The organism is Staphylococcus argenteus, from assembly GCF_000236925.1.
Taxonomy (GTDB): domain Bacteria; phylum Bacillota; class Bacilli; order Staphylococcales; family Staphylococcaceae; genus Staphylococcus; species Staphylococcus argenteus.
This window is the reverse complement of the sequence record NC_016941.1, coordinates 409,278-433,206: the sequence shown is the minus strand read 5'-3', so window position 1 is coordinate 433,206 and position 23,929 is coordinate 409,278. Positions and strand designations below refer to the sequence as shown.

At 32.7% G+C, this 23,929-nt stretch carries 23 protein-coding genes, 1 pseudogene and 1 riboswitch; of the genes and pseudogenes, 10 read left to right on the top strand and 14 right to left on the bottom strand.

The window, feature by feature from the left end:
- Window positions 1-303: 303 nt before the first annotated feature.
- From SAMSHR1132_RS01960 to SAMSHR1132_RS01920, 8 genes are all read right to left on the bottom strand, one after another.
- Window positions 304-1,482, bottom strand: coding sequence for a restriction endonuclease subunit S (locus SAMSHR1132_RS01960; RefSeq protein WP_000072614.1), 1,179 nt, complete (start codon window positions 1,480-1,482; stop codon window positions 304-306).
- Window positions 1,475-3,031, bottom strand: a complete 1,557-nt coding sequence (locus SAMSHR1132_RS01955; protein WP_000028593.1) for a type I restriction-modification system subunit M — start codon at window positions 3,029-3,031, stop codon at window positions 1,475-1,477. Before SAMSHR1132_RS01955 ends, SAMSHR1132_RS01960 begins: the two co-directional genes overlap by 8 nt.
- A gap of 257 nt (window positions 3,032-3,288) precedes the next feature.
- Entirely contained in the window at window positions 3,289-3,972 is a 684-nt protein-coding gene (locus SAMSHR1132_RS01950; protein ID WP_000425389.1) for a superantigen-like protein SSL10, read from the bottom strand.
- Between the two features lie 339 nt (window positions 3,973-4,311).
- Window positions 4,312-5,007, bottom strand: a complete 696-nt coding sequence (locus SAMSHR1132_RS01945; protein ID WP_000769810.1) for a superantigen-like protein SSL7 — start codon at window positions 5,005-5,007, stop codon at window positions 4,312-4,314.
- Between the two features lie 465 nt (window positions 5,008-5,472).
- Complete coding sequence (locus tag SAMSHR1132_RS01935) at window positions 5,473-6,177, bottom strand: superantigen-like protein SSL5 (protein ID WP_000784259.1); 705 nt, start codon at window positions 6,175-6,177, stop codon at window positions 5,473-5,475.
- Window positions 6,178-6,534: 357 nt separating this feature from the next.
- Window positions 6,535-7,395 (bottom strand): exotoxin beta-grasp domain-containing protein, encoded by an 861-nt coding sequence (locus tag SAMSHR1132_RS01930; RefSeq protein WP_000784041.1) that lies wholly within the window; start codon window positions 7,393-7,395, stop codon window positions 6,535-6,537.
- 288 nt (window positions 7,396-7,683) lie between these two features.
- Window positions 7,684-8,367 (bottom strand): exotoxin beta-grasp domain-containing protein, encoded by a 684-nt coding sequence (locus SAMSHR1132_RS01925; protein ID WP_000782830.1) that lies wholly within the window; start codon window positions 8,365-8,367, stop codon window positions 7,684-7,686.
- Window positions 8,368-8,666: 299 nt separating this feature from the next.
- Entirely contained in the window at window positions 8,667-9,347 is a 681-nt protein-coding gene (locus SAMSHR1132_RS01920) for an exotoxin beta-grasp domain-containing protein (protein ID WP_000673432.1), read from the bottom strand.
- A gap of 461 nt (window positions 9,348-9,808) precedes the next feature.
- On the opposite strand from SAMSHR1132_RS01920, the gene SAMSHR1132_RS01915 reads away from it, so the two are divergent.
- The 4 genes from SAMSHR1132_RS01915 to SAMSHR1132_RS14195 all read left to right on the top strand — a co-directional run bounded on the left by SAMSHR1132_RS01915 (window position 9,809) and on the right by SAMSHR1132_RS14195 (window position 12,260).
- The gene (locus SAMSHR1132_RS01915; protein WP_001024394.1) at window positions 9,809-10,654 is read left to right on the top strand and encodes an SDR family oxidoreductase; all 846 of its coding nucleotides are present in this window, start codon (window positions 9,809-9,811) and stop codon (window positions 10,652-10,654) included.
- 18 nt (window positions 10,655-10,672) lie between these two features.
- Entirely contained in the window at window positions 10,673-11,032 is a 360-nt protein-coding gene (locus SAMSHR1132_RS01910; protein ID WP_001021617.1) for a DUF1304 domain-containing protein, read from the top strand.
- Window positions 11,033-11,581: 549 nt separating this feature from the next.
- Complete coding sequence (locus SAMSHR1132_RS01905) at window positions 11,582-11,734, top strand: hypothetical protein (RefSeq protein ID WP_000248846.1); 153 nt, start codon at window positions 11,582-11,584, stop codon at window positions 11,732-11,734.
- On the top strand, window positions 11,715-12,260 hold the full coding sequence (locus SAMSHR1132_RS14195; protein WP_014373774.1) for a hypothetical protein: 546 nt from the start codon (window positions 11,715-11,717) through the stop codon (window positions 12,258-12,260). Before SAMSHR1132_RS01905 ends, SAMSHR1132_RS14195 begins: the two co-directional genes overlap by 20 nt.
- 642 nt (window positions 12,261-12,902) lie before the next feature.
- Here SAMSHR1132_RS14195 and SAMSHR1132_RS14350 read toward each other — a convergent pair.
- A complete protein-coding gene (locus SAMSHR1132_RS14350) occupies window positions 12,903-13,037 on the bottom strand; it encodes a hypothetical protein (RefSeq protein WP_014373773.1) in 135 nt (44 codons plus the stop codon).
- A 731-nt stretch (window positions 13,038-13,768) separates the two neighbouring features.
- Between SAMSHR1132_RS14350 and SAMSHR1132_RS14060 the strand changes: the two genes are divergently transcribed.
- The 3 genes from SAMSHR1132_RS14060 to SAMSHR1132_RS01880 all read left to right on the top strand — a co-directional run bounded on the left by SAMSHR1132_RS14060 (window position 13,769) and on the right by SAMSHR1132_RS01880 (window position 15,044).
- The gene (locus tag SAMSHR1132_RS14060; protein ID WP_160149168.1) at window positions 13,769-14,026 is read left to right on the top strand and encodes a hypothetical protein; all 258 of its coding nucleotides are present in this window, start codon (window positions 13,769-13,771) and stop codon (window positions 14,024-14,026) included.
- Window positions 14,027-14,150: 124 nt separating this feature from the next.
- Window positions 14,151-14,630, top strand: coding sequence for a hypothetical protein (locus SAMSHR1132_RS01885; RefSeq protein ID WP_000705124.1), 480 nt, complete (start codon window positions 14,151-14,153; stop codon window positions 14,628-14,630).
- 21 nt (window positions 14,631-14,651) lie between these two features.
- Window positions 14,652-15,044: a hypothetical protein gene (locus SAMSHR1132_RS01880; protein ID WP_000888762.1), complete on the top strand. Its 393-nt coding sequence runs from the start codon at window positions 14,652-14,654 to the stop codon at window positions 15,042-15,044.
- Window positions 15,045-15,357: 313 nt separating this feature from the next.
- On the opposite strand, the pseudogene SAMSHR1132_RS01875 reads toward SAMSHR1132_RS01880, so the two are convergent.
- The 5 genes and pseudogenes from SAMSHR1132_RS01875 to xpt form a co-directional block, all read right to left on the bottom strand.
- Window positions 15,358-15,710, bottom strand: a pseudogene (locus tag SAMSHR1132_RS01875) (terminase small subunit); the annotation flags it as partial.
- A 65-nt stretch (window positions 15,711-15,775) separates the two neighbouring features.
- Entirely contained in the window at window positions 15,776-17,317 is a 1,542-nt protein-coding gene (gene guaA / locus SAMSHR1132_RS01870) for a glutamine-hydrolyzing GMP synthase (protein ID WP_000366938.1), read from the bottom strand.
- A gap of 24 nt (window positions 17,318-17,341) precedes the next feature.
- Window positions 17,342-18,808, bottom strand: a complete 1,467-nt coding sequence (gene guaB, locus SAMSHR1132_RS01865; protein WP_000264071.1) for an IMP dehydrogenase — start codon at window positions 18,806-18,808, stop codon at window positions 17,342-17,344.
- Window positions 18,809-18,845: 37 nt separating this feature from the next.
- Window positions 18,846-20,114, bottom strand: a complete 1,269-nt coding sequence (pbuX, locus tag SAMSHR1132_RS01860) for a xanthine permease PbuX (protein ID WP_000793030.1) — start codon at window positions 20,112-20,114, stop codon at window positions 18,846-18,848.
- Complete coding sequence (gene xpt, locus SAMSHR1132_RS01855; RefSeq protein ID WP_000421410.1) at window positions 20,114-20,692, bottom strand: xanthine phosphoribosyltransferase; 579 nt, start codon at window positions 20,690-20,692, stop codon at window positions 20,114-20,116. Before xpt ends, pbuX begins: the two co-directional genes overlap by 1 nt.
- Before the next feature lie 233 nt (window positions 20,693-20,925).
- Window positions 20,926-21,028: riboswitch (purine riboswitch) on the bottom strand.
- 179 nt (window positions 21,029-21,207) lie between these two features.
- Between xpt and SAMSHR1132_RS01850 the strand changes: the two genes are divergently transcribed.
- The 3 genes from SAMSHR1132_RS01850 (at window position 21,208) to SAMSHR1132_RS01840 (ending at window position 23,475) form a co-directional block, all read left to right on the top strand.
- On the top strand, window positions 21,208-21,615 hold the full coding sequence (locus SAMSHR1132_RS01850; protein ID WP_000763776.1) for a general stress protein: 408 nt from the start codon (window positions 21,208-21,210) through the stop codon (window positions 21,613-21,615).
- A 144-nt stretch (window positions 21,616-21,759) separates the two neighbouring features.
- A complete protein-coding gene (locus SAMSHR1132_RS01845) occupies window positions 21,760-22,422 on the top strand; it encodes a hypothetical protein (RefSeq protein ID WP_000394708.1) in 663 nt (220 codons plus the stop codon).
- A gap of 117 nt (window positions 22,423-22,539) precedes the next feature.
- Entirely contained in the window at window positions 22,540-23,475 is a 936-nt protein-coding gene (locus SAMSHR1132_RS01840) for a prolipoprotein diacylglyceryl transferase (protein WP_000956129.1), read from the top strand.
- Window positions 23,476-23,929: the final 454 nt, after the last annotated feature.

Below are 23,929 nucleotides of genomic sequence, written 5' to 3'. Positions count from 1 at the left end.
TTAAACTTACTTTAACTAAAAATTAATCATTATTAAGTAATTTAATAAATAGTTAACTAATATCATTTAATTCCTATCAATCTACTCTCTTTTATTTACGAATAACACTTTATCTCAACTTAATCTTTATTTAACCACTTATTCTGTACACATTTTCGACACAAAAAAGACACTGCGCTATCACAGTGCCTAAATTTAATGTTCGTTTTTGATTACTTGATTTTGCAGCTTTCATAATTAAAATCCACTTATTAAACGAGTAATATAACATCACCATTACTTATAAAATAAACTCCTACAGATTTAAATAAACATAGATTGTAGCAATCCTTGTTTTAATTGTTTTAAACAGTTTAATTTAAGGTTTTTATTTTCAATCAACTTATCCAAATTTGAAATAAACATACCAATCTTTGCTTGTTCTTGAATGCTTGAAGGTATATATAAAGTTTCTTTAGAATAGTCTTTGAAGTACAAATGCGGTATAGTACTTCCAATTATATACTTTTTAAAATCTACTACTTTCATTCGATAATAAAGGAATTCAATATCTACATTATTTGACTGTATGTAGCCCATAGTTCCAATTACGGATGATTTTCCTGGCCTTAAATTTAATCGACCAACTCCTGCTCCATCCTTCAAAATAGAAATATACGATTCTTCTATATCATAATTTGAATCTTTACCAATCTCTTGAACGGCATCATAAACTGGATAACCTTTAGAATTATCCTTGTCAGCATATTGATTAGAAGACTTCTTCGAACTGGTATATTTTGTAATATTTTGTATAGTAGTAACTTCCCAATCCGGATAATCTTCACCATTCTCATCTTTGAATCGCAATTCCTGCGAGAAGATTTTCTGCATATAGCCTTTCTTCTGTTGTTGAAGTAATTCAAGTTTTTGTTCTTCTAACTCGATTTGGTGGTCAATTTTACTGAAGAATTCGCCTATTTTTTGCTGTTCATTAATACTAACATAAGGAACTTTAAATTGTTCTATGTCTTTTTTAGTTATATTCGGGTCTTTTCTGCTACTTGCTGCATATCGCTTCCAACCCTTAACTTGATAATTTAGAAATGCTTGTATAAATTCTGGATTCGTTTCATGATTCATTAATAAGGCTGAAATTGCTTGATTTATTGTGGCATCTATTTTTAACAAACCTGTTCTACCAATTTGATTAAAACCACCATACATAGCTATAAGTACTGAATTTTTAGGCACTAATTTTAATTTCAAACTTTTCATAGCATATTCAGTTATTTTTTCTTTACTATGCGTAACTTTAGAATTATTTAAATCTGTCGTTTTGACCCAATTAATATTACCATTTTCATAAAACTCTTTATTTGATTTTAGTGGTGTTGAACCAGAAATTATTTGAAAAATTTCCCCTAATTCCTTCTCTTCCCATTCGCCTTCAAACCCTGGGAATCTCAACTCTGGCACATTTTTCGTTTGTGTATTACTCATCTTTCAACACCCCAAGTTCTTTCAGGTATGCATTGATTTCTTGTTCAACTTCTGCGATTTCTTTGTCGATATTTTTCAAATCTTGTTGGACTTGATCTAAATCAATCGGTGCTTCTTCTTCGAATGTATCGACATATCTCGGTATGTTTAGGTTGTAATCGTTATCGGCAATTTCTTGTAATGTCGCGCTGTAGCTATATTTATCAATCGTTTCTTTACGCTTATATGTGTCAATAATGCGATCGACTTGGGCGTCGCTTAAATGGTTTTGATTTTTTCCTTTTTCAAAATCATTGGATGCATCGATAAATAGTACGTTGTCATCTTGTTGGCGACATTTTTTAAATACTAAAATACATGTTGGAATACTTGTTCCATAGAAAATATTGGCTGGTAAGCCAATCACGGCTTCTAAGTAGTTCTTTTCTTCAATTAAATAACGACGAATGACGCCTTCCGCGGCACCTCGAAATAATACACCATGTGGTAGTACAACGGCCATGGTACCTTCATCATCTAAGTAATGTACCATATGTTGAATAAAGGCAAAGTCGGCTTTAGATTTTGGCGCAAGTTTGCCGTAACCACTAAAGCGTTCGTCATTTTCAAATTTTGAATCTGCTGACCATTTCGCACTGTATGGCGGGTTCGCTATAACCGCATCAAATGTATTGCCTAAAAAGGCTGGATTTTCCAACGTATCATCATTACGGATATCGAAGTTCTCATAACGCACATCATGTAACAACATGTTCATACGCGCTAAGTTGTATGTGGTATTGTTACGTTCTTGACCAAAATAACGATACACTTTCGTCTCTTTACCAACACGTAAAAGCAATGAACCTGAACCACATGTTGGGTCATACACGTGGCGTAATTTGTCTTTGCCGTCTGTGACAATCTTCGCCAGTATCTTAGATACTTGTTGTGGTGTATAGAACTCGCCTGCTTTTTTACCTGCTGTTGCCGCAAAACGCCCGATAAGGAATTCGTATGCATCACCTAACATATCAATTTCCATGTCGCTGTGAACAAATGGTAAGTCGTCAAGATTAATCATGACTTTTGAGATTAGTGCAGTACGTTCTTTAACATTGTTACCTAGTCGCGTTGAACTTAAGTCCATATCGCTAAACAGCCCGATAAAGTCATTTTCACTTTCTTCACCTAGTGTTGATGTTTCAACTTTACGAATTGCCGTCGCCAGATGTTCGATATCGAAATCTTGCATTTCAATTTCACGAATCATCGCGCTGAATAAATCTTGTGGCTCAATGAAGTAACCGACTTGGTCAATTAACTCTGCTTTTAAATCTTCACGATATTCTTCATCTGCCCATGCTTCTTGATACGTGATGTCTTCACCTGCCAATGCATCTGCATATTCTTGTTCCGCTTTTTCAGATAGGAAGCGATAGAAAATCAAGCCTAAAATGTAATTACGGAATTCACTCGCATCCATATTCCCTCTTAAATCATTCGCAATCGACCATAATTTTTTATGTAATTCAGCTTGTTGCTGACGTTGTTTTTCAGTAATAGACATGTGATTCCTCCGCCTTTGAATAAGTAATTTATCTCTTTGTGTAATAGATTTATTATAACATTTGGTTATATTGCGATGTGGAGAATTTTGATGTTGGAGGTTAGGAAATTTAGAATATGCAAGAATTGGGTGCAACTTCACAGCACACAAAAACGGCTTACCGATGTCGATTGATACATCCTTTTTTGTAAGGTATGCGCACCAATTTACATTTCATCGTTAAGCCGCTTCAATTACTTTTTATTATTCGTAATTATTTACTTTAAGTTAACTTCAATATTTTTAATTTGTTTACTATCTATGACTTCCCCCATATATTTGAAATCTAATTTGTATCTTAAATTAAGGTTATAAAAACTGCCATCTTTCAAACTAATTTTGGCTCTACCATCTTTTAAAGTTGTTTTATACAGACCGTATTTTTCAATTAAATGCTTTCTCAACTTAAAATCTAACTCTTTCAGTGATATTTCTTCTTTTTTAATATCATAAGGGTAACCTTTCACAAAAGCATCTTCACCCTTTTCTTTTGTAACATTTAACATTGGTTTACTAACAAATCCCGATGTTTTATTCGTCTTTGTTACACCACCAACAGTATATGATATGTCGTGCTTGTCTCTTCTTTCTTGAACAAAAAACACATCTAAGCCCGTATGTCTTCGCTGTTGATATTTTCGGTACTCATCTCCAGGCAATAATACTTGAGTCTTCATTCCTCTATATTTAAAACGTAAGTTGTTTTTACCATGTCTCAAAGCATTTATGTTTTTCATTTCCTTAAAGTTTCCAGTGTAGTATCGGTGTAATGCTTCTTTGTCATGTTTGTTTACTGACTTTTGAGTTTGTTTTGCATGACCTGAATGGGTCTCTGTTGTTAAAGTTCCTGTTGTTAATAGTCCTAATGCTAATGTTGCTTTTGCTAATGTTTTCATTTCCATATTTTTTTACTCCAATCTAAATGTATTGGATTGTTTTCATTACGCAATTTGAATCATATACCTTTATTATAAAGGGCATTGAAACAGACTGACATTAACCCTCTTTTAATTAAACTTAAATCATTGTTAATGAAGAGCCAATTAACATTCAATAGCTATCACTTTCAGGAGCAATGTGACTTTTTAGTATGTTCATAGTCTGCATTATAAAACGCAAAAACAGCCTAACGACTGAGTTGTTTTTGATACACTTGTTATTTCTTTTCTATGCGTATCTATTCAACATTTCATCGTTAAGCTGATCAAAAATTATTACTTTAGAGTCATTGTTTGCTTGGTTTAAATTTGATTAATAGTGACTGATATACCACTAATGTCTTTACTATTCAACACATCACCCATGCGCTCGAATTGTAATTTATCACTTAAATCAATTACTTCTCTTTTCTCGTCTTTCAAATTGATAGTAATCTTACCGTATTTAGACGTACCTTGATATAAACCGTATTTTTCAACTAATTGTTGTCTAAGTTTGAAATCAAGTTCTTTCAGTGAAACTTCTTCTTTTTGAGTTAAAAATGAGTCAATTGATGCATCTAAATTTCCGCCATACACTTTATTAACTAATAAAGGTATTTTAGTTTCAGAAGTTTTGTTATTTTTCTTCGTTACACCACCAACAGTAGATAGTCTGCCATTCGGATCAATTAATTCTTGTACTACAAAGACATCTTTACCTTCAATACCTTCTTTATATTGCTCTTTATCTTTTCCTAGTAAGAATAATTGGTGTTTTTGATCTTTTTGGTTAAAGCGTACAACGTTAGAACCATTGTAGTTTTCAACTTTACCACTAATATTGCTGTATTCAAAACTATCTGATGAGTAGTATCTGTGCAAGTCTCTAATATCGTATAAGTGTTGGACTCTTTCTTGCTTTTCTTTTGCTTGAACTGCTTGACCTTCTGATGTAATTACACCTGTAGCTAGCAATCCTAATGCTAATGTAGCTTTAGCTAATGTTTTCAATTTCATAGTAGTATGCTCCCAATCTATTTATAATTTTTGTTTGTATATATTTGCATATGATTAATTCAATTACGTAATACGAACAATCTACTTTCATTATATTAGTGAGTTGCTGAGCTATGAATTAACCCTATTTTAACTAATTTTGAACCTACGTTAAGGGAGTTAATAAAAATCTAACAGCATTAATCATTTTTTATAACCTGTTGCTGTTTTTTTCACATTTCACACTTCTTATCAATTTAATTGGCAATTTGACAAAGTTTCATGTCACGGGAACGACACCACGCGACTATATGTATCAACTGTTTCCACAATATTTCATGTTGTTATTTAAATTTAATAATGCCTCCATCACGCTTCAATTTTTATAAAGCATCTACTTTAAAATAAAAAGCAGCTAGACAATGTATGATGCCTAACTACTTTATATACTATCCAAATTTTTATTAATGACCATGTTTCTTACAACTATCTTATATTTGCTTCTATCTTTTCAATGTTTCTACCATCTATGACGTCGCTCATACGATTTGTTTGTAATTTTTTGTTTAATTCAAATGTATAATAGCCGCCATCTTTCATAATTACTTTTATCTTGCTATCTTCAGGAAATTTTTTATACAAATCAAAATTTCGAATTAAATACTGTCTCAGTGTGAAGTCTAGCTCTTTAAGTGAAATTTCTTCTTTATAAATGTAATGGACTCTACTATATACAAGTGTACTTTTACCTTGTTCGTTTTTTATTAAAAATCTTGGTGCACTTATATAATCATAATAAGTACCTTGATTTCTCTTAGTTACACCACCATAAGAATATACAGTGCCGTTTTTGTTTTGCGATTCTTTAACAACAAAAATATCTAGACCTGGATTTTTACGCGCTTTAAAGCGTTCGATGTCTTTACCGAAAACCTGTACTCTTGTAAACTTTCTATTTTTATCAATAACAAGATAGTGTCTTCCACCTTTACTATAATGATAACCTATAACATTTTTAAGTACATTACTTGCACCACTATAGTAATCTCTCAAATCGAAAACATCTTTTGTCACATTTTCATATTTCGATTCATGTTCACTCGCATTCACGGTTTGAGAAGTTGATGTAATAACACCTGTAGCTAAAATACTTAATGCTAAACTTGCTTTTGCAATTGCTGTCATTTTCATAATTGTATGCTCCAATCGTAATTATTAGATTAGTTCGATTACGCCCATTGAATCATACAGCTTTATTATAGTTTCCATATTGTTTCATTCACATTAATCCATGTTTAACTATCATTGAATCATTGTTAAGGTAATTAAGGAATCTATAATGTTCGTTAAATAAACATAACTTTGTTGATACTTAATATCTGATGCACTTGGATTTTCGACATAATTAAGACATAAGGATGTCACTTTTAAATATTCTCAAATGTTCGACTTCTCCTATTTAGAATCATGAAAAAAGGAGTCAAACAACACAGTGTCGCTTAACTCCTTGATTTGTCGATGATAGATTCTTTTTATGAACCGTCACGATTATTTTATATTTACCTCGATTTTATCAATATTAGTGCCATCTATGACATCTGCCATACGATGTTCTTGTAGTTTTTTGTGTAATTCAAACGTATACTTTCCATCGTTTTTCATTTTAATAACGATTGTTCCTGAACCAATATTACCGTACAGATTATGTTGTTCAATTAATTGTTTTCTCAATTTAAAATCAAGTTCTTTCAAGGAAATCTCTTCTTTAGTAATCTTGTATTCTGAAACATCGCGTGAAATCGCAACTTTATTATCTTCTTTAGTGATGTTTAATTCTACCTTTCGATCAACTTTTTTACTGTTAGTCTTCGTAATACCACCGACAGAATATTTTTTCAATCCATATTTATTGTCTTCTAAAACGATAAATGCATCGATATGATCGTACGGGCCGTTTTTATATTTTTTATCGTCTTTTCCAACTAAAGCTATTTTATAAATAAACCTTTCCGGTATGATATTCATAAATCGCACAGTTGTCCATGGTTTCAACATAAATCCAAACTGGTTTTCGAATTCTAAACTCGGTTTAGTATAATATGATCTTAAACCTTTGTATTTAGGGTTTATTTCTGAAGGTGGTGTTGGATTTGTAGATTGTGGTTGTGAGGTTTCTACTTTAGTTGAAGGTGTTGTTGATTCGTTTAGTGGGGATGCTTTTTCTACGTTAGGTTTTGGAACCTGCTCTATTTTACCGGGTAGTGCTTTTTCTGCGTTTGTTTTAGGAACCTGCTCCGTTTTAACTGAGGGCGGTGTCGATGCGTTCGCTGATTGTGTTGTCGTTGTGATTATGCCTGTTGTTAAAAACCCTAGTGCTAAACTTGCTTTAGTAATTGTTCTCATTTTCATAGTTGTATGCTCCAATCTATTATATTTGATTGTTTTATTACGTAATTTGAACCATACAACTTCATTATAGATGACGGTCTTAGTTATTCACATTAAACGTCGTTTAACAGTTTTTGAAGTATTATTAAGTAATTTAAGTAAAAAATAATGAGTAATTTCAAGATTTGTGTGGTCTTTCTATACACTTTTGAATGCTTTTAAGGAATAAAAAAGAAGTTAAGCAACGTATTGTCATCACTTAACCTCTCCTTTTTCAATTTCAAATTATGCTGACAACTAGTTTGTGTGTCATGCTTTTTTCACTACTACTTCAATTCTTTCAATACTCGTGGCATCGATGATATCAGACATACGGTCTTCTTGTAATTTTTTATCCAATTCAAATGTATACCTTCCATAGTTTTTCGTTTGAACGATTATTCTTCCTGAACTCATTTCACCGTAAAGACCGTAATTTTCAATGAGATATTTTCTTACTTTAAAATCAATCTCTTTCAATGACATATCTTCTTTATCTACTTTAAATGGGAAAAAGTCATATTCATATTCACCCCTATGATCTTCTTTAACGACTCTTACTTCTGCTATTTGGTCGACAGCTTTATCGTTTGCTTTTGTGATACCACCAATAGAGTACTTTCCACCATTAAAATGCTTATCTTCAGCCACGTAAAATATATTAAGATTACGATGTACACCCGCATGATAATGTTGATTATCTTTACCTACTAAAGCTATATTATTGACAGTATTATCCTGTATGACATTCATAAATTTAATATTTGGTTGAATGCTACTGATATAACCTGTTGTGTTTTTATATTCAACACTAGATTGAGTATAATACGATTTTAATTTTTTACTATTTTGGCTAATTTCAACAGCATTTGCTGGCTGTGCGGTTGTAGTTTGTACACCTGTTGCTAAAATACTTAACGCCAAACTTACTTTTGCAATTGATTTCATTTTCATAGTTGTATGCTCCAATATATTAGATTAGATTGTTTTATTACGTAATTTGAACCATACACACATATTATAGGAGCTGTACTGTGATATTCATATTAACTCTTATTTAACTATTCATGAAATATGATTAAGCTATTTAAGTAAAAGATAATGTGTAGTGTGCGCAATATTTTTGTGCGTTTCTTTGTGTATCCAGGAAACTTTGACCCACGTAAAAAAAGAAGCTAAGCAACGTTATGTCGCTTAACTTCCATAATTTAGTGACAGTAATATTTAACATGGCACTTAGGTGTCACAATATATTATCGTATTTCTATTTGAATTTTTTGAATCTGAGTTCCGACGATTGAGTCGCCCATGCGCTCTTTTTCAAGTTTTTTACTTAAATCGATTTTATGTGTTGTGCCATCATTCATTGTAATTGTAATTTGACCTTGTTTAAGACCATTTGAATATAAGCCACTTTGGCTAATTAATTGCTTTCTCAATTTAAAATCAAGTTCTTTTAATGAAATATCTTCTTTGAAAATTAAATGATAGCCTTTATAAAGATCTTCACTACCTTTTTTGATTTCTAAAATTGGGGAGTTAATTTGATCAAAATATGGCAAGCTATTAGTCTTTGTTACCCCACCAATTGAATAATTATCAGCTTGTCTTCCTGCACCTTCTCTAACAACATATACATCTAAATTAGAGTTTTTTCCTTCTTTAAATTTGTCTTTATCAGACCCAAGTAGAGAAATTTTATTAAATTGTCCTTTATCAATAAACTCGAAAAAGCTACCTTTTTCGTCACTATACTTAAACCCCGTTACCTTTTTATGTTCGAAACTCGGTCCATTATAATAAAGTTTTAAATCTGACTCACTTTGTTGTGTTACTGCACTTTTCGCATGTGCTGATTGTGAAGTTGATGTCATTGCGCCTGTTGCTAAGATTCCTATCGCTAAACTTGCTTTTGCTATTGTTGTAAATTTCATAATTTTAAGCCCCAATCTATTTAAATTTGATTATTTCAATTACGTAATATGAACAATCTACCCACATTATATTCGTGCCGGCACACCATTCAAATTAAACCTCGTTTAACTAATCTTGAATCATTGTTAAGGTAATTAATAAAATGCTAACTGTAATTAAGTAATTCTTATCCATCAAGATTCCTTTTTATACAATTCACACTTTATTCCAATTTAATTTTAAAAACTGTAAAACTTTCAGACACAAAACAGACACCTTATTGATGTAGTATCTTGATAAAATTTTCAAAGGTTTTAGTGACAAACATCAACTAAAACGCGTCATTACGGCGTTTCCAATGTTAAGTGTCTAATAAACATTATGACCTTAAATGCAGACTACATTTTTTATAAAATCAAATATTTTGAAAATCATCAAATAAGTATTATGTTATGTATATCAATATTAGGAGATGACGCAAATGAATATTATGCTAACAGGAGCTACAGGCAATTTAGGCAAACATATTACGAAGCAAGCCATTGATAATCACATAGATCATTTTCACATTGGCATTAGAAATATTGAGAAGGTACCAGAAGAATGGCATGGAAAAGTTTCTGTACGACAATTAGATTATTTTAATCCAGAAAGTATGGTAGAAGCATTTAAAGGAATGGATACCGTCGTATTTATTCCAAGTATTATACATCCATCATTTAAACGTATTCCAGAAGTAGAAAATTTAGTATATGCTGCAAAACGAAGTGGTGTATCTCACATTATTTTCATAGGATTTTACGCGGATCAGCATAATAATCCATTCCATATGAGTCCTTATTTCGGATATGCAGAACGCTTATTAGCAACAAGTGGCATTGACTATACGTATGTAAGAATGGCGATGTACATGGATCCACTCAAACCATATTTGCCAGAACTGATGAAGATGCAAAAACTGATTTATCCAGCTGGTGATGGTCGCATAAATTATATTTCTAGAAATGATATTGCTAGAGGTGTCATTGCAATTATTAAAAATCAAGATACTTGGGGCAAACGCTATTTATTATCAGGGTATAGCTATGACATGAAAGAACTTGCCGCTATTTTATCCGAGGCATCAGGCACTGAAATTAAATATGAACCCGTTTCATTAGAGACGTTTGCAAAAATGTACGATGAGCCTAAAGGTTTTGGTGCATTATTGGCATCAATGTATGACGCAGGAGCAAGAGGATTATTAGACCAAGAATCCAATGATTTCCAACAATTAGTCAATGATCAACCACAGACACTGCAATCATTTTTACAAGAAAATATTTAATAATAAAGGAGCATTACAGTGAATATCATCTCGACAATTTTAATCATATTTGTGGCATTAGAGTTTTTCTATATTATGTATCTCGAAACATTCGCAACAACTTCAAGAAAAACAAGTGAAACATTTAATATTAGCGTTAACAAATTGAAAGACAAAAATATTAAAGTGCTTTTGAAAAATCAAGGCGTTTATAACGGTTTAATCGGAGTTTTGTTATTATACGGTTTGTTTTTCAGTAGCAACCCAAAAGAATTATGCGCAACTATTTTAGTGTATATCATTGGTGTAGCTATTTATGGTGGCCTTTCAAGCAATATTAGCATCTTTTTCAAACAAGGCACATTGCCAGTGTTGGCACTCATATCAATGCTTTGGTAAGTATTGGTGTTGGGGGCTTTGGAGGATTTTAGTTGTAGACGGGGTTTGGAGGATTTGAGCGATTTGGGTGTGGACGTTCATAAACTCAGAGTATTACATTCTAATTATTTCAAGCAGAGGTGACAATAGCGTTGCCTCTGTTTCTATATGGAAAAATTATTTTATGCAGAAAACTCATATCTGTTTTAATTTTTAGTTGATAAATTCTCCATATATTTGAATAGTTACTTTATCTATTGCATCAATCCTTTAAAACAAAAAACCCATGATTTTGAAATTCCCGTATGGTTGGGTTCCTACTCTCATGAGTCCGTTAACTATATTGCCTGTAATTAAATATTAACACTATAAGTTTATAATTTCAATATTATTAACAATATATGTAGTAGCAAAAGGAATGAGGACATAAAGACTTTGGTGTTGATTGGTATTACATAATGCCTCCAAAAAAAGTTATTTGGTAACAATAAGAAACTATTTACACAACCTATTTTGTATAGTAAAATTATTTTATAAGATTTAAATCGAATTGTACAAGGAGTGAATATCATGGTACCAGAAGAAAAAGGTTCTATTACTTTGTCAAAAGAAGCAGCTATCATATTTGCAACCGCAAAATTCAAACCATTTAAGAACAGAATTAAAAATAACCCACAAAAAACAAATCCATTTCTTAAATTACATGAAAACAAAAATTCTTAATCACTTTATTTATAGCATTTCTGATCTTAGAAATGCTATAAAGGACAACGCCCTCTTTCATAACTATATAAGTCAAGAAACCAAGAAATTCCAAACATCTTTAAACCCTTCAATAGCACATTTCCTAAAACATAAAGCAATAACATTGAACGATCAAAATTCCATACGTACGTATTTAATTATAGATAAATCAGACCTTGAAATAATGGGATACTTCTGCTTAAAAATTGTAAATATAAAGCTTGAAAAAGACGCTAGTGGAAAAACGAAAAGAAAAATCTCGTCTGATGCTAAAAAGAATGGAGAATTTCAAGCATTATTAATAACTAAATTAGGTAGGAGTGATAAACACAAAAAGCATATACCAGGAGAAATTGTAATGGACTATGCCTTATCTATTGGTTCTGAAATTTATGATCGTACTGCACTAAGACATATTTGTGTTGATTGGTATGATAATAAGAATTTGAAAGAATTTTATTGCAATAATTGTGGTTTTAAAATATACCAAGAAAAAAATAACTAAAAATGGGAAACTTATTTCTGCATTTTACAAACTTAAGTAAGGGTTAAAACAGACTATGTATGACTTATTTTAGACAATCCAAAACAACGTAAAAATAAAAAACTCAGTTATTTCAAGATTTATAAAAGACGGAGTTGTTGAAGAATATTTCAAACCTGTAGGTTCGTAAGCTTTACCCTGGCATATAAAATATATACCATGTTACGCATGATTTTTTATTTGCACGTTACTTACATGTTATTTTCGTTAGACAATTTCAGTATCAAATAAATACGACCTAATCCTTGTTTTTAAAGGGATTTAGGTCGTTTTTTTATTTACGCGTTACTTGCACGCTATTTTCGCTTCATAAGTAAAATTTTTGTAGTATATTAGATTAAAAAATGATAAACTACTCATTTTTCATATGCTATCACAATTACGTTTTGGTCAAAAAACGTATTTTCATCTTTTTTTGAAACGAATGAACTTAACTAAATATAGTATATAAGCGATAAATATAAACAGATTTGAAATTAATATTTGAGTCGTGCTGATATTACCAAATTTTATACTAATTATCACCCATGATATTATTACTAAAAATAAGAACGAACATACCCATATATTTAAAAATTTTTTCATGGTATCACTCCTACAATATTAGCAGAATGTGGCTCCACCGGTTAGACCTCCACCAACAGCTCCAACTACACCGCCACTAACGGTTCCAATTACTGGAATGGTAACTGTTCCGACTCCAGCACCCGCAAGATCTAAGGTAGTACCTCCTGTCACTGCACCACCTGCTATACCAGAAACGCATTTTCCTACTCCTCGTTCTTTTTGTTCTTTCTGTACATAAAAAGCAAATTTACCGTCTTTTTCAAAATAAATTAACGTAACATTTTTACCATTTTTATCTTTTCCAGTTTATGGCAAAATTCCCTTTTTACCAGTCTTCACATCTTTTAGTGTTGCCACTCCGAACTCCTTTTATATATAAAGAAAGAACCCCACATATACTCAAAAGGCATAATAGAGTTCTCTACATGATCTATAGACTCATTGTAACCTTTTACAATATACAAGTAAATAAATCAAATAAACCTTTTCGTTTTTAGTAAGTTTTTATTTCTCCGAAAAATTTTATTAAACGATATGCATGATTTCAATCTAGATTGATTTTTCAATTACTTATCGAGCTTTCCATAAACTATGTCATTTTCTTACATATGTTTCAATCTTCAACCAATCTCAAAGATAGATTGGTCCTCGATGTTTGAAGTCGTGTTTCACGACGCCACATTTACGATTAACATATCTAGTTACACAAATTCATCTTCCACTGTAACAGTGGCGTTTCTCAGCGCATAATAATCTCTAACAATCTTAATGGATTTAAATAAATTAACGACTCTTAACAGTTAAGAATAATATTCTGACACTTATGCAAAACAATTAAATTTAATAGCAATCTCTTCTAAACTATTTTATGAACGGGATGACAATATGGTAATCAAGTTCATGTGCAAAATTTATTAGTTACTGGCTACACAACTGGAATTTTGAAAATCATAGGGCTAATGTTACTTGCTGTAGCAATTTTTTCACTAACTATTTATTTTGCTTATATAATGAAATCTTTACTTTTTGGGTTCTTACAAATAGTCACTTCATTAGTACTTTTAATATGTTCACTTGTATTAGCTTGGACTTCTTTCATAGTTACATTACTTTTAATAATTGTGTTAAGTGGCATTTTCTATTTTGGTGCAAACGATTAATTAAATTATTAAATGCTAGTTATACGAATTAGGACCTTTCACTCACTTTGTTTTTTAATGATTATTTACTTATATTTCAATCATTTGGCTTTGCAAATTCACTATTAAAGGAGATAAATGTATAATGAAAATCACAAAAACTATTGGTTCACTAGTCTTGACTGCCGTTATATTAACGTCTGTTTCACCTTTAACTAACGCAAATGAAATACAGCCAAACAATACAAAAACTGCTCACCAAAGTTATGAAAATATAAATGGCGTGAAAATTAATCGCAATCCAAACTTGACAATGAATCCAGAAGCACAACAACGAATTGGCGGAACAAAAGTAGTTAAAACTGCTATAAAGCTAATTATTAATAATAGGGGCAAAGCAAAAAATGTCATACAACAAGTTGGTGGCAAAAAAGCTGCAACTATTTTTGATAAAGGGTATTCAGGTATTGTAAAAGAATTGAAACCATTGCTAAAATGGTCAGAAGTACCAGCTAACTCTGTCGGCGATGCGGTTAAACGAGGCGCAATAAATGCCGGTCTAAGTAAAGGTGATGCTGGAATAATCTCAACTGTAGTCAAAGAAGCCATTGCATGGTTATTCTAAAATGATAAAGGAGTGTTTCATATGCTTGAAGATAACGGCGATATCAGATTGCTATATCAATCAATAGAAGAACTTGCTTCAGTTTTGGGTCAAAGTCAATTCGAAACTAAAACTGTCAGCTTAATATTTGTACAAATGGACTTAAGATATAGCGTTTTCGAAAAAGTGCAAACTGATTTTATGAAGTATTTAGCACATAAAAATTCTGATGAAATAAAATATATAGACTTAATCACAATAATAGAAAATGCATTACCTGAAGATAAAGAACTTAGTATCAATGTGATTAATTCCATTATTATTGGTTTCGCTAATAACTATTACCCAATATTGCAAAGTTTAGTTCCGGAAATACAAAGTAGTTATGGCATAACCATAAATAAAAATTTCAATATAAATAGTATAGATTTTTAATTACTATTTAATAAGAATAAGAAACCAAGCCCAGGACAGAAAATCAAAATCGTAGGCTCTACAATCTTATATTGTTAGTAGTTGACTGCGGGGCCCCAACACAGAGAATTTCGTAAAGAAATACTACAAACAATGCGAGTTTGGGTGAGGATCCTAACATAGAAGCTGACGAATAGTCAGCATACAATAATGTGCAAGTTGGCGGGCAACATAGAGAAATTGGAACGCCAATTTCTACAGACAATACAAGCCGGAGTGGGACAACGAAATGAATTTTGTAAAAATATCATTTCTGCCCCACTTCCTTTTCATTTCAATCCTCTAACGGAATATCATCCACTATCACAGGGTGACTTGGATTAGCGGCAGAAACTTCTTTTACAGCTTTATTTAACTCTTCGCCAACTCCGTCCCATTCTCTGATATTAATGAATATAGGTAAATTCCCACTTACATCATGCTTATCTGTAAATAGTTAATGGTACTTACCTAACACATATCACGAGCTTCTATACAATCACTAAGCTTAATAGGTACCTCTATCAGTTCAACATGTTCATTATAAATCAACTGTACTTTGCCACTTTGTGTATTCTCTTTATATTCTCCACGCTTTACTACAACTTCTTTCGTTTCTGTTTCATCACCAACTTCCGCATTCGTTAGATCACCAAAAAAGGCTGGAAACCGCATAATAACGGTAACTCCAGCCTATCATTTGCTATATATAATTATTCCCACTCAATTGTGCTTGGTGGTTTTGATGTAATGTCATAGACTACGCGGTTGACGTGGTCTACTTCGTTTACGATACGACTTGAAATCTTTTGTAAGACTTCCCAATCGATGCGTGCAAAGTCGCTTGTCATGCCGTCGATAGATGTTACTGCACGGATACCTACTGTGTGGTCATACGTACGGTAGTCTCCCATAACACCTACTGATTGAATGTTTGGTAGTACTGTGAAGTATTGCCAAATTTCTCTTTCAAGACCTTCTTCTCTAATCACTTGGCGTAAAATTGCGTCTGATTCTCTAACGATCTCTAATTTATCTTCAGTAATTTCTCCAAGTACGCGGATACCAAGACCAGGTCCTGGGAATGGTTGTCTCCACACTAAGTGTTCTGGAATACCTAATTCAATACCTAATTTACGTACTTCATCTTTAAACAATGTATTGATTGGTTCGATTAATTCGAATTCCATATCTTCTGGCAATCCACCAACATTGTGGTGTGATTTGATTGTTTGTGCTGTTTTTGTACCTGATTCGATGACGTCTGTATAAAGTGTTCCTTGCGCAAGGAAGTCTACACCTTTAAGTTTTGATGCTTCATCATCAAACACATATACAAATTCATTACCAATGATTTTACGCTTTTGTTCAGGATCTGAAACACCTTTTAATTTATTCATAAAACGATCTTTCGCATTAACGCGAATAATATTCATGTTGAAACCTTCACCGAATTGCTCCATAACCATGTCGCCTTCACCTTTACGAAGCAAGCCATGGTCTACAAAGATACACGTTAATTGATCACCAATTGCTTTATGCAATAGTACAGCTACAACAGATGAATCTACGCCGCCACTCATCGCACATAATACACGGCGGTCGCCTACGCGTTGACGAATCTTTTCAATTTCGATTTCGATAAAGTTTTCCATCGTCCATTGACCTTTACAATCACAAACACGACGTACGAAATTGTTTAATAAATCATTACCATATTCTGTATGACGTACTTCTGGATGGAATTGCACACCATAAATGCGACGTTTCTTATCTTCAATTGCTGCATAGTCTGTGCTTGGGCTATCAGCGATAACTTCGAAGCCTTCTGGAATTTCAATAACTTTATCAGAATGACTCATCCAAACTGTTTGTTCTGCTGGTAAGCCAGCGAATAGCTCATCTGACTTCGCATTAATGATTGCTTTACCGTATTCACGTTCATTAGCACGCTCAACTTTACCACCTAATAATTTAGTAGTTAATTGCATGCCGTAACAAATACCAAGTACTGGAATTCCTAAATTATATATTTCCGGATCAATTGTAAATGAACCTTCTTCATAAACTGAATTTGGACCACCTGATAAGATGATACCTTTTGGATTCATTTTCTTAATTTCTTCAATTGAAATTTCATGATCATGTAATTCACTATAAACGCCCATCTCACGAATTCGGCGTGTAATTAATTGATTGTATTGGCTACCAAAGTCTAAGACAAGGATTAACTCTTGTTCTTTTGCCATATCCATATTTGTCGTTCTCCTTTATCTTAATTAGAATGAGTAGTTCGGTGATTCTTTCGTAATTTGAATATTGTGCGGATGGCTTTCTGCTAAACCAGCAGGACCCATACGTGTGAATTGTGCTTCTTCACGTAATTCTCTTAAATCGTGTGAACCAGTATAACCCATACCAGCACGCACACCGCCCATTAATTGGTAAATTGTATCTTGTAACGCACCTTTATATGCCGTACGTCCTTCAATACCTTCAGGAACAAATTTCTTAGGCGCTTTGTCTTCTTGGAAGTAACGGTCGTTTGAACCTTTTTCCATCGCACCTAAAGAGCCCATACCACGGTATACTTTGTACTGTCTACCTTGGAAGATTTCTGTTGCGCCTGGACTTTCTTCAGTACCTGCTAATAAGCTACCTAACATAACCGCATGACCACCAGCAGCTAATGCTTTAATGATATCTCCTGAGAATTTAATACCACCATCAGCAATAATAGCTTTACCATGTTTACGTGCTTCCGTTGCACAATCATAAATTGCTGTAATTTGTGGTACGCCAACACCAGCTACAACACGTGTTGTACAAATTGAACCTGGACCGATACCGACTTTAACAATGTCTGCACCCGCTTCAAATAAATCCTTTGTTGCTTCTGCAGTTGCTACGTTACCTGCTACTAGAGTGATTTCTGGGTAAGTCTTCTTAATATGTTTCACTTGATCGATAACACCTTTAGAGTGACCATGTGCTGTATCGATAACTAAGACATCCACACCTGCTTCGACTAATTTTTGAGCACGAATATCAGTGTCTTTTGAAATACCGATTGCTGCGGCTACAAGTAGACGACCATGTTCATCTTTTGCTGCATTAGGGAATTCGATAACTTTTTCAATATCTTTAATAGTAATAAGACCTTCTAGACGACCATCTTTAACTAATGGTAACTTTTCAATCTTATGTTTTTGGAGAATTTTTTCTGCTTCTTCAAGTGTTGTATTTACTGGAGCTGTAATTAAATTTTCTTGCGTCATTACATCTACAATTTTAATTGAGAAGTCTTCAATAAAACGTAAGTCACGATTTGTTAAAATACCTACTAAGTTGCGATCTTCTTTATTATCAACAATTGGTACACCTGAAATACGGTATTTACCCATTAATGCTTCCGCTTCATAAACACTTTCTTCTGGTGTTAAGAAAAATGGGTTTGAAATGACACCATTTTCTGAGCGTTTTACTTTTTGAACTTCGTCCGCTTGTTCTTCAACGCCCATATTTTTATGAATAACACCTAAACCACCTTGACGAGCCATAGCAATCGCCATTTTAGATTCAGTTACTGTATCCATACCAGCAGAAATAACTGGAATGTTTAATTTAACTTTGTCTGATAATTGTACGCTTAAATCAACGTCTTTCGGTAAAATATCAGATTGTGCTGGAATTAATAACACATCATCAAACGTTAATGATTCTTTTGCAAATTTACTTTCCCACATTAAAAACAGCCTCCATTTTTCAAATTAATTAGTTATATTATTTCACATTTTCTTCTGTTTGTTTATACTTTATTCCATTAAAAAAGAAATTAAGAATAATTGCTGCGATTGCTCCTAAAACAATACCGTTTTGAGTCAACCATGCAAATTGTTCACCTAAACCTTTAAACGCTTGTGGTACCGCACTTATACCAGTACCTAATCCTACTGATACAGCGATAATTAATAAATTGTTTTGATTTTTAAAATCAATATGTCCTAATATACTAACACCATATGCCATTACCATGCCAAACATAGCTATCATGGCACCGCCTAACACAGGTAGCGGAATGATGTTCGCTAATGCCCCAAGTTTAGGTATACACCCACAAATAAGTAATAGCACGACCATGCCGTATATAACATTATTTTTCTTCGCACCGGATAAAGAAACAAGTCCTACATTTTGCGAATAGGCCGTATACGGAAATGAATTGAATATAGAACCTAACACAATCGCTAGACCTTCCGCAGTATAACCTTTACGAAAATCTTTTCTTTCTAACTTTTTACCGGTAATTTCACTTAATGCATGATAGACACCTGTCGACTCAATCAAGCTAACGATAGCTACAATAAAGAACACTAACGTCGATGTCACATCAAAACTAAATCCTGAGAACCTAAACGGTACTGGAATCCCTAACCAACCGGCATGATTGACTTGACTTACATCTACCATTCCTAGTAAACCAGCACCTATCGTTCCGATTACTAAACCAATTAATATAGCAATACTTTTAATAAATCCAGTTGTAAATCGTTGTAAAATAAGAATAATGATTAATGTCATTAAACCTAATAAAATGTTCTTAACATCTCCATAGTTTTTAGCACCTTGACCTCCAGCTAAGTAATTCATAGCTACAGGCATTAAATTGATACCAATGATTGTCACAACACTTCCCGTTACTACTGGTGGAAAGAATTTTACTAGATGTGAAAAGAAAGGCGCGATGATAATAACTAATATCCCTGATAAAAATAGCGATCCGTATAACACATCGATGCCTTTTGTTTGACCGATTAATATCATGGGTGCCACAGCCGTGAATGTACATCCAAGAACAATTGGTAATCCTGTTCCTGTTACTTTATTGGCTTGTAAAAATGTGGCGACACCACACATAAATATATCTACTGTAACTAAGTAAGCGATTTGTTCAGGTGTAAATTTCAAACTTGTACCAACAATAATTGGAACTAAGATGGCTCCTGCGTACATAGCTAAAAGATGTTGAACACTTAGGATTAAATTTTTCATTATTCTTCTCCCACCAATGTCACTTTATTTCCTTCTAGTGAAGCCACCTTGCAGAGAGAAGATACTGTTAAACCTGCTTCTTCTAGACGTTGATGCCCATTTTGGAAACTCTTTTCAACAACGATACCAATACCAGCAGTCTTAGCATTCGCTTGTTGTGCAATATCATATAAACCTAAAGATGCATCACCATTTGCTAAAAAGTCATCGATAATGAGTACTGTGTCTTCTTCAGATAAAAATTCTTTCGAAACAATGACTGTACTTGTTTTATTTTTCGTAAATGAATGAATAGATGTTTCATAATAACCATCTGTTAAAGTACTAGGCTTCGCTTTTTTCGCAAATAAGCATGGCACATCAAAATGAAGTGCAGCCATAATTGCTGGTGCGATTCCTGAAGCTTCAATGGTTAAAATTTTAGTGATTCCTTTATCTTTAAACTGCTCGTAAAAGGTACGACCTACTTCATTCATTAACTTTGCATCAATTTGATGATTTAAAAATCCATCGACTTTTAATATCTTCTCATCAATGACAACGCCGTCTTCTTTTACTTTTTGTCCTAGTAACTCCACTCTTAAAACCTCCTCAGATTTGTGTGAAACATTTTGCTCTTAAAATTGGTGCTAGATACAAAAAAATCCCCAAACTATATAATAGTTTCAGGGTTTATGAGTGAACGAACATGCATCACGAATTCGTCATGCAATCAATGTAAAAGAAGTTTCATCAAGTAAACTGTCTCCAATCTTATAAAATGATATAAATCATCCATTCATGGTTACAATTTAATGGCTGAAGCTACTCCTTATATTGTGTTGTTACTCATAGTCATGTCGTTCAAGGCAACATGGTAGAAACTTCTAAAGCCATATTCTTTAGATTATATGAGTTTATGTAAATTATTTAACGATAATAGCAAATTTTCGGCATTTTTTCAATAACTGCTTAAGTAATCTTTTAATAGATTTATAAACATGCAAATGCATATGGTGAAAATGAGAGCTTATAATTTAATAATGAAAGGGTTTTACTTTATAATAAGAAGGGTAAAAGATTAAATAAACAAATTTTTAAAGGGGCGACAATTATGGCAGATATAACTGTAGTAAATGACACTGGCGAATTATACAATGTAATCAATCAAAAAAAGTCTGAAGGTTATTTAGAAACAGAATTAGCAATTATTAGCAAAAGTAAATTACATTTAAATGACTTACACGATTCTGAAATCTCCCTTATCTCAACAAGCGGCACATTTAGCGATAGAATGACTAAATTGTTAACAGGTGAAGATGGTGAACACGCAGTTTTATCACGCTACAATTTAGCACCTGATGAACTAGAAAAATATAAACAACCTATTTTAGACAATAAAATGTTAGTTGTAGCTGTACGCGACCATTCATCACATAAAGAAGTACAAGAACATAATTCAGCTTATGAAGAAGTTGATATTACACATTTTGCTGAAGCGTCTAAAGGTCCTAAAGCTTAATTAATCAAACTATAATTCATGAAAGCATTACTGTACTGTCAGATGATTGATAGTACAGTTTTTTTATCATTTTAAAAGTAAATGAACCGTCTATTACAACAGTCAATTATGCTATAATATTAAATAAATTGGGGAGGTGTTCTTATGGAATTTAAAACCATTCAATCTGTCAAAGATCCACATTATAATGAAGCGCTTCAACTTTATGATACTAAGTTGAATCTATCGTTAACTGAAGATAAACGTATGATTAAGCACTCATTAGAAAACAACAAAACTGAAAACGATTATGTCTTTATCGTAGGCTTAGAAAATGATGCTGTAGTTAGTTTAGCAACCGCACATTATGAAGCTACAACCAATGCAGCATTTTTAATTTATTTATTTGCAAAAGACCTACCCAACCACGACGAGTTAATGACACAAACACTCCATCAAATTGAGCATGAACTAAATGTATTATCAAATATTGTTCACTCAAGAGATATTAATTTTTTAATGATGGAAGTTCCGAAAGAACCAGCAGACTTAACAAAAGAAAATGGTCTCATCATCGAACATCGCAGACAATTCTTGTATGAACACCAGTTCGAAAGACAAACTGAAATTGACTACATTCACCCAAGCAATGATGGTCATGCTAAAAAAGTTGATTTGTTTTTAAAGAAAAACATTAAATTAACTAAAGATATATATGGTACAAGTGTGAAATCAAACTATATTTTAAAGTATGTGTTTGCTAATGGTATTTCACGCGATATTATTTATGCATTATTAGAGGAAATGGATTTACGCAAGCCATTTTAAACAAACTTGAAATCACTAACAATAACGTTTAAACTATGTATGAAGCAAGACTGACGTTTCACTGCCCGTAGACAAACGTCAGTATACATAAAGTATATGCAGAAAGGACTTTAAAGTATGTTAACAAAAGAATTTGCACAACGCGTTGAACTAAGTGAGAAACAGGTTCGTAAAATCGTCCAACATTTAGAAGAACGTGGTTACCAATTAAGCAAGACTGAATACCGCGGTCGTGAAGCAACAGACTTCAAAGAAGAAGATATCGAGCTTTTCAAAGACATCGCTGACAAAGTAAAACAAACAAATAGTTATGATTTGGCGTTTGATGAATTGGAAAAAGAGAAGGACTTCCTGCAAGTCATTGTTAAAAACGATGATAAACATTTACCTACCAATCAAAATGTTGCACAACTGGTAGAAGATTTACGTCTAGAAATTCAAAAAATGCGAGAAGAGCGTCATTTACTAGGTCAAATGATGAATCAAGTACATCAACAACAACAAGAATTAAAAGAACTTCAAAATCAACTTACTACTAAAATTGATTCTAATAGCGAATCATTAAAAGCGATTCAAACATCACAAGAAGCCATTCAAGAAGCTCAAGCTTCTCAAGCTAAGGTTTTAGCAGAATCAACAGCTAAAGCTGAAACAAATGTGGCAACTGATGAAAAAGTTGAAAGTAAAGATCCAGCAACTTCTGAAGCAAGTGTTGCAACGGATGCTAAAGCTGACAAGGCAAATGATGATACTGCTACCAAAGTAGATAAACACGATCAAATTTCTGCAACAGAAGCCATTGAAAAAGCAAATGTTGAACAGTCTAAAAATGAAAAGGCAGCTGAAGCTTCAGACAATGGCGCTGCAGTTGAGGCACAACATGATGCCGAACAACAAGTAGCTGAAGCACACGCCGATGCGTCTGAACAAGCAGCATCAAATGATTCAGCAGAATCGAAATCAGAAAAAGATAATGGTTCAGAATCTGAAACTACAGAATCTAAACCGCAAGAAGAGAAAAAAGGATTCTTCGCACGTTTATTCAATTTATAATGTTGTAATAACGACAAGCAGTTTGAGCGCAAATGCAATATTCAATCCTTAAAGCTGATATTTAACCATAAATTTAATAATCAATTCATTGAACCTGGAACAAGTTAATTTGTTTCAGGTTTTTAATTATTCATTATGATTAAAATTTAATTTTGAATAAATTTTTGTAGTATGTTACTTTTGAGTGGGATGGCTTAATTGAACTTATTTATAAATTCAATCTTTATAAGCCTATTAAATTTAGATGTTTGGCTGCGATAGTTATTTAGCAATCACGCACGCTCATATTCACATTCACAACAAACGCCTTTTGCTGAAATCAAATTATTTGTTTACGGTAGCTTTCGAACTGCCACCTGCACAGCATAATACTTTTAATTAAACAGTATTGTCACACTTTATTAGATTGGAGCTTTTAATTGAAGGCTTTTCATAGGTATTATTTTATTACCTT